This is a genomic window from Pseudomonas sp. 28 E 9 (genome assembly GCF_900004785.1).
In the GTDB taxonomy this organism is placed as follows: Bacteria; Pseudomonadota; Gammaproteobacteria; order Pseudomonadales; family Pseudomonadaceae; genus Aquipseudomonas; species Aquipseudomonas orientalis_A.
The window spans coordinates 259-7,160 of sequence record NZ_CVTK01000039.1 but is presented as its reverse complement, the minus strand read 5'-3'; the positions used below and the strand labels follow the sequence as shown (position 1 = coordinate 7,160).

Annotated in this window: 5 protein-coding genes; 1 reads left to right on the top strand and 4 read right to left on the bottom strand. The window is 61.5% G+C overall.

Translation table 11 applies throughout. The features are described 5' to 3' along the window. Positions 1 to 24: 24 nt before the first annotated feature. The 4 genes from BFQ00_RS07775 to BFQ00_RS30380 are packed head-to-tail and all read right to left on the bottom strand — an operon-like array spanning position 25 to position 4,941. Positions 25 to 1,389, bottom strand: coding sequence for an HlyD family type I secretion periplasmic adaptor subunit (locus BFQ00_RS07775; protein ID WP_065886609.1), 1,365 nt, complete (start codon positions 1,387 to 1,389; stop codon positions 25 to 27). Then, on the bottom strand, positions 1,379 to 3,535 hold the full coding sequence (locus tag BFQ00_RS07770) for a type I secretion system permease/ATPase (RefSeq protein WP_065886608.1): 2,157 nt from the start codon (positions 3,533 to 3,535) through the stop codon (positions 1,379 to 1,381). The genes BFQ00_RS07775 and BFQ00_RS07770 overlap by 11 nt, the downstream gene beginning before the upstream one ends. Before the next feature lie 40 nt (positions 3,536 to 3,575). Then, on the bottom strand, positions 3,576 to 4,910 hold the full coding sequence (locus tag BFQ00_RS07765) for a TolC family outer membrane protein (protein ID WP_371914180.1): 1,335 nt from the start codon (positions 4,908 to 4,910) through the stop codon (positions 3,576 to 3,578). Beyond that, on the bottom strand, positions 4,888 to 4,941 hold the full coding sequence (locus BFQ00_RS30380; RefSeq protein WP_371914181.1) for a hypothetical protein: 54 nt from the start codon (positions 4,939 to 4,941) through the stop codon (positions 4,888 to 4,890). The genes BFQ00_RS07765 and BFQ00_RS30380 overlap by 23 nt, the downstream gene beginning before the upstream one ends. A 330-nt stretch (positions 4,942 to 5,271) precedes the next feature. Here BFQ00_RS30380 and BFQ00_RS07760 point away from each other — a divergent pair. Further along, positions 5,272 to 6,902 (top strand): retention module-containing protein (locus BFQ00_RS07760; RefSeq protein ID WP_256535957.1); only part of this gene is annotated, 1,631 nt, incomplete at its 3' end.

The window sequence follows — 6,902 nt, the reverse complement described above, 5'->3', positions numbered from 1 at the left end:
TGAGGCCGGAGCAGGCGATAGAGATTACCGCTCGTGCAACGCCTCCGCCCGCGCCTTGATGATCGGCTTGAGCAGGTAGCTGAGGATGCTTTTCTTGCCGGTGATGATGTCCACCGAGGCGACCATGCCGGGGATGATCAGCAGCGGTTTTTCATCGGTACCCAGGTGGCTGCGGTCGGTGCGCAGGGTGATCATGTAGTAGGTGGTTTTCTTGTCTTCATCGGTGATGGTGTCGGCGCCGATGCGTTCGAGCTTGGCCTTCAGGCCACCGTAGATGGTGTAGTCATAGGCGGTAAATTTGACCACCGCTTCCTGGCCAGGGTGCAGGAAGGCGATGTCTTGCGGGCGGATCTTGGCTTCCACCAGCAGGGTGTCGTCCAGCGGTACGATTTCGACCATGTCGCTGCCCGGCTGGATGACGCCTCCGACGGTGTTGACCAGCAACTGCTTGACGATGCCGCGCACCGGCGAGGTGACCAGGGTACGGCTGACGCGGTCTTCCAGGGCGCGGCCGGTGGATTCGGCCTTGTTCAGTTCGGTGCGCGCTTCGTTGAGTTGGGTCAGGGCTTCGCTGCGGAATTTGCCACGGGTCTCGTCGATCTTGCGCTGCACTTCCTTGATCGCCGATTCGGCGCGCGGGATCGCCAGGGTGGTGGCGTCCAGTTGGCCCCGGGTTTCCATTTCGGCGCGCTTGAGGCGCAGCACTTCCACCGGCGATACCGCACCCTGGGCCACCAGCGGCTCGGACATGTTGATTTCCTGGCGTTGCAGGGACAACTGGCTGCGGTACTGGCTTTGCTTGGAGGTGAACTCACGCAACTCCTGTTGGCGCTGCACCAGTTGCTCCTGCAAACCGCCGACTTCGTCTTTCAACTGCTGGCGGCGGCTTTCATACAGTGAGCGCTCGTTGGCGGCCTGGCTGGGCGCGGCCTTGAGCACATCGTCGGGAATCGTCAGCGGGCGGTCGTCCACCTGCGCACTCAGGCGCTCGACGCGCAGCTGCATGGCCAGGCGCAGGGCTTCGGTCTCCCCGGCGTTGGACACAAACCGCGTGTCGTCCAGGCGAATCAAAGGCGCACCGGCCTCGACGATCTGGCCTTCCTTGACATACAACTCGGCGACGATACCGCCTTCCAGGTTCTGGATTTTCTGCAGCTTGGACGACGGAATCGCCTTGCCGTCGCCTCGGGTCACTTCGTCGATTTCGGAGAAACCCGCCCACACCACCAGGAACACAAAGAACGCGATGATGGCCCAGATGGTCAGGCGGATGACCCGCGGCGCATCTTCGATCAGCGCTTTGTTGACCTCGGGCAGCGGCTGGCCCTGCAGCGAGTCGGAACCTTTGAAGTAGCGCCCGACCGCGCTTTTGATGGAATTAAGCGACACTGATCTGCCCCTTCTTCAACGCTTCCATGACCACGGCTTTCGGGCCGTCCGCGAGGATCTGCCCACGGTCAACCACCAACAGGCGGTCCACCAGGGACAGCAGCGAGGCACGGTGCGTCACCAGGACTACGGTCTTGTTTTGCACCACGGCATGCAGGCGTTGTTTCAAGCGTTCTTCACCGGTGTTGTCCATGGCGCTGGTGGGTTCGTCCAGCAGCAGGATGGGCGGGTTGAGCAGCAATGCACGGGCCAGGGCGACGTTCTGGCGCTGGCCACCGGACAGGTTCTGCCCACGCTCGCCAACCTGCAGCTCATAGCCTTGCGGGTGCAGGCGCGCGAATTCGTGCACACCGGCCAGTTCGGCGGCTTGCAGTACCATCTCGTCTTCGACGTAGCGCGCACCGCTGACCAGGTTGTCACGCAGGGTGCCGGCCAGCAGTTGGATGTCCTGGGCGACGTAGCCGATGTTGTGGCGCAGTTCGCTGACGTCGATCTGGCGCACGTCCACACCGTCCACCAGCAACGCGCCGGAGTCGGGTTGATAGAGGCCGACGATCAGTTTGGCCAGGGAGCTTTTGCCCGAGCCGCTGCGACCGATGATGCCGATCTTTTCCCCTGGCTTGATCACCAGGTTGATGTTTTTCAGCGCCGGATTCTGTTGGTTCGGGTAGGTGAAATTCAGGCCCCGGCACTCGATGGCGCCTTGCAGGGTGCGACGGCTCATGGGGCGCTCTTCGAAATTGCGCTCCTGGGGCAGCTCCATCATCTGGTCCACCGAGGTCATGGTGACCTTGGCCTGCTGGTAGCGCGTGAGCAGGCCCGACAGCGAGGCCAGCGGGCTCAAGGCGCGGCCGCTGAGCATGTAGCAGGCAATCAGGCCGCCCATGCTGAGGTTGCCGTCGATGATCTGGTACACGCCGAACACGATCATGATCACGCCGGCCAGTTGCTGGATCAGCAGGGTCATGTTCATCGACAGGCCCGACAGCAATTTCACCCGCAGTTCGAGCCGGCTCAAGGTGCCGATGGTCTGTTCCCAGCCGTACTGGCGTTCGCTCTCGGCATTGTTGACCTTGACCGCATCCAGCCCGGCGAGGGTTTCGATCAGGCTCGACTGGCGTTCGGCGGCCAGGGCCATGGTGCGTTCCATGGTCGCGACCAAAGGTTTTTGCAGGGCGTAGCCGATGCCCAGGGCAATCGGGAACGCCAGCACCGGAATCCACACCAAATGGCCACCGAGCAGGGCGATCACCAGGAAGATCAGCAGCGTGAACGGCAGGTCGATCAGGCTGGTGAGGGTCAGGGAGGCGAGGAAGTCGCGCAGGCTCTGGAACTCATGAATGTTCTGCGCAAAGCTGCCGACGCGCGCCGGGCGGTACTTCATCGACATGCCGACGATGCGCTCGAACAGGGTGGCGGAGATGATCAGGTCGGTTTTTTTACCGGCCAGGTCCAGGCACAGACTGCGCAGGCTCTTGAGCACCAAATCGAACAGATACGCGCCACAGATGCCCACGGCCAGCACCCACAGCGTAGAGGTGGCCTGGTTCGGCACCACGCGGTCGTACACGTTCATCACGAACAGCGGCGCGGCCATGGCGATGATGTTGATCAGGAAGCTGGCGGCGATGGCATCGGTATACAGCCAGCGCGAACGCTTGAGCGTGTCACGAAACCAGGAGCGCGCCCGGGGGATCAGCGTGCCGTGGTTAACGTCGAATTTGTGCTGCGGCTGGGCAAAGAAGACTTTGCCGGTGTAGTCGTCGACCAGCAGCGCGCGCTTGATCAGCACTTCACCGCCATCACTTTCGCTGAGCAGCACCCGTGCCTGATCATCGCCTTCCCAGCCGAGCAGCACGGTACTGCGCCCGTCCTTGAGCAGCAGCAGGGCCGGTAACGCGATGGCCGGAATCTGTTCGAGCCTGCGTTGCAGCAGCCGCCCCTGCAGGCCGGCCCGCGCGGCGGCACGCGACAGCAACTCGGCACTCAGGCGCTGCGAAGGCAGCGGCAGGCCGGTGGTGAGCATGGCCGCGCTGGCCGGTTTCTGATGCAGGGCGCAGAGTGCCAACAAGCCGTCGAGTAACGGATCGTCGTGCAGCGTGCGTGGATCATGACTGAGATGAACTCGACTGACTTCGGATTCCACGCGGGGCACTCTCGACTAACAGATGGGGCTATGGGGTGACTCAGTTCATTCCAGGCAGTTGGACTTTGGGCTTCACATCGTTTTGCACGACGGAGGCCATTGGAGCGACGACGCCTTGGCTTTTGAGCAATTCGCCCATGGTCGCCTTGATTCGGTACTGAGTAAATAACTGAATATTCTTGATCTCTTCCAGTCGACGCGAAGCGGTGAACAATTCGTTCTCGCTGTCGAGCAAGTCCAGCAGGGTACGTTGGCCCAGGCTGAACTGTTGCTGGTAGGACGTGCGCACGCGGGTGCTGTGGTCCACGTACTGCTGGGCCACCGGCAGTTGCGCGTTGGCGTTGTTCAAGGCGTTCCAGGCCAGGCCCAGTTCTTCATTGAGCTGGCGCAAGGCGTTGTTGCGGATGTCCAGGGCCTGGTTGGCCTGGTATGACTTCGATTGCAGGTCGGCCTTGTTGCTGCCGCCGGCAAACAGGTTGAAGCGCATGCGCACCATGGCTTCCCAGCCGTTGCTGTGGTTGGCGTCACCGGAGACGTTGTTGTCGGCATTGGTGCCCAGCTCAGCGTCAAAGCGTGGATAGAAGCTGGATTTGGCGGCCGCGTATTGCTTCTCGGCGGCGGAGATGTCCGACTCGGCCGAGCGCAGCACCGGGCTGTTGTCGAGCATCTGGCGCCGCGCTTCATTCAGGTCGGCCGGGAGCATGGCCATGAACGGCGCCGGGCGCTCGAGCTGGTCGGGCATCTCGCCAACGGCGCTGAGGTAGTTGGTTTGCGCATCCGCCAGGTTGGTCTGCTCGGTGATCAGGTTGTTGCGGGCCTGGGCCAGACGCGCTTCGGCCTGGTCCTGATCGGCGCCGTTACCGACGCCGCGCTGGGTGCGCAACTTGATCTGATCGTAAATGCGTTCGTGGTTGCGCAGGTTTTCTTCGGCCAGGCGCACGAACTCGCGGCGGGTCAGCACTTCCAGGTAGACCTGGGCAACGGTCAACGCGGTGCGCTCGGACGTACCGAGCAACGAATAGGCACGGGAGTTGACGTTGGCCTGTTGACGCCCGACTTCGCTGGAGGTGGCGAACCCGTCAAAGATCATTTGCTGCAGGCGCAGGCTGGATTCACCGCGATTGAGGGTGTCCCAGTGGTTGCCGCCCGTACCATTGGCGGCGCGGGTGGAAGCGTTGTCGGTGCCCGCACGGCCATAGCCGGCATTCAAATCGACACGCGGCAGATACCCACCCTGCGCCGCACGCAATTGGTAATCGGCGGCGATGCGGCTGTTTATACCCGCTTGAATTTCAGGATGCACATCCATTGCCTGCTGCATGGCTTGAGGCAGCGTCTGGGCTTGTACAAAGCTAGCGGCGAGAACGAACGGTATTGCCTTGAACAGGTGCAGACGCATTAAAAATTCCCCAGGACTTCTTGTCTCAAATCACAGCGATTGGCGCCGCCGCGTCGGATAATGGCTAGCGTAATGACCGTACGTCGGAAAGTTCAAAAAGCGGAACTGCTTCACACATGTAGGACGGTTCGCCGCATAAATATCAATGTGACATTACGGGGGCGATTGTTTAGGATGGCGGCCATAAGGTCAATAGTTTGGCATAAAGTAGATAGCTAAAAATTCTAGCCAATAATTTGACGTCAGTAAGTGTTCAGACTACGCCCCCTCCAGTTTGGCCCTCCCTCTTGAGCGGCCACATGGAATCATCAGAAACGGATCGCCGGAGAAATATTTAATGAGCAATGTTGTTGCCATCGTCAAAAGCATTGTTGGTCAAGTGTTCGTTATTTCTCCGGAAGGGACACGCCGTGTTCTGGTTGAGGGTGATCGCCTGTTTGCGGGCGACCAGATTGATACGGGCCTGTCGGGCGCAGTGAGCCTGGAACTGGCTGACGGACGCACGCTGGACCTGGGCCGCGACACCCAGTGGAGCGCCGACATGCCGGACTCCACCGCCGACCTGGCCGCCGCCACCGAACAAGCCGCGCCGTCGGTTGCCGAGCTGCAGCAGGCCATCGCCGCCGGCGCCGACCCGACCACCGAACTGGAAGCCACTGCCGCCGGCGCCACTGCTGCCGGTAATGGCGCGGCAGGCGGCGGTCACAGCTTCGTGGTGCTGGACGCGACCGCCGGGCGTGTCGATCCGACCATCGGCTTTCCCACCGCCCCTATCGGCCAGGGCACAGCAACGCTGAATACCTTTAATGGTGCTCAAGCTTCTGCAGGCAACGGCAACCTGGCGCTGCAGCCTTCGACCCTGAGCCTGAGCGCCACCCCGAGCATCACCGAAGCCGGGGGCGTGCTGACGTATACCGCCACCGTGACCCAGGCCGGCACCAGCGACTTGACCATCACCCTGTCCAACGGCGCGGTGATCACCATCCCGTCCGGCCAACTGACCGGCACCGTCAACGTGCCCCTGGCGCCTAACGACAGCCCGTACCTCGACGCCAGCCAGATCAGCGTCAACGTCACCGGCATCACCGGCGGCAACAACCTGGTACTGACCCTCGACCCTAACCCGGCCGTGACGCAGATTACCGACACCATCGATACCACCACCGTGACCTTGACGGCTGGTTCGAGCGTGACTGAAGGCGGTCAGATCACCTACACCGCGACCCTGACCAACCCGGCACAAACCCCGGTGAGCGTCACCTTGAGCAATGGCTCGGTGATTACCATCAAGGCGGGGGAGTCGACAGGTACTGTTGTTGTCGATACGCCGGCCAATGACGTCTACGTTAATGGCTCGACCGTTAGCACCACTATTACCGGAGCAACCGGCGGCAACTTTGAAAACCTGGTGCCGAGCACTACGCCTGCGGTTACTACCATTACTGATGTGGTCGATACCACCACTGTCACGCTGACGGCCGGTTCCACCGTGACCGAAGGCGGCCAGATCACCTACACCGCGACATTGAACAACCCGGCGCAAACCCCGGTGAGCGTCACCTTGAGCAATGGCTCGGTGATTACCATCAAGGCAGGTGAGTCCACAGGTACTGTTGTTGTCGATACCCCGGCCAATGACGTCTACGTTAACGGCTCGACCGTCAGCACCACTATTACCGGCGCAACCGGCGGCAACTTTGAAAACCTGGTGCCGAGCACTACGCCTGCGGTTACCACCATTACTGATGTGGTCGATACCACCACTGTCACGCTGACGGCCGGTTCGACCGTGACCGAAGGTGGCCAGATCACCTACACCGCGACATTGAACAACCCGGCGCAGACGCCGGTGAGCGTCACCTTGAGCAATGGCTCGGTGATTACCATCAAGGCGGGTGAGTCGACAGGTACTGTTGTTGTCGATACGCCGGCCAATGATGTCTACGTCAACGGTTCGACCGTCAGCAC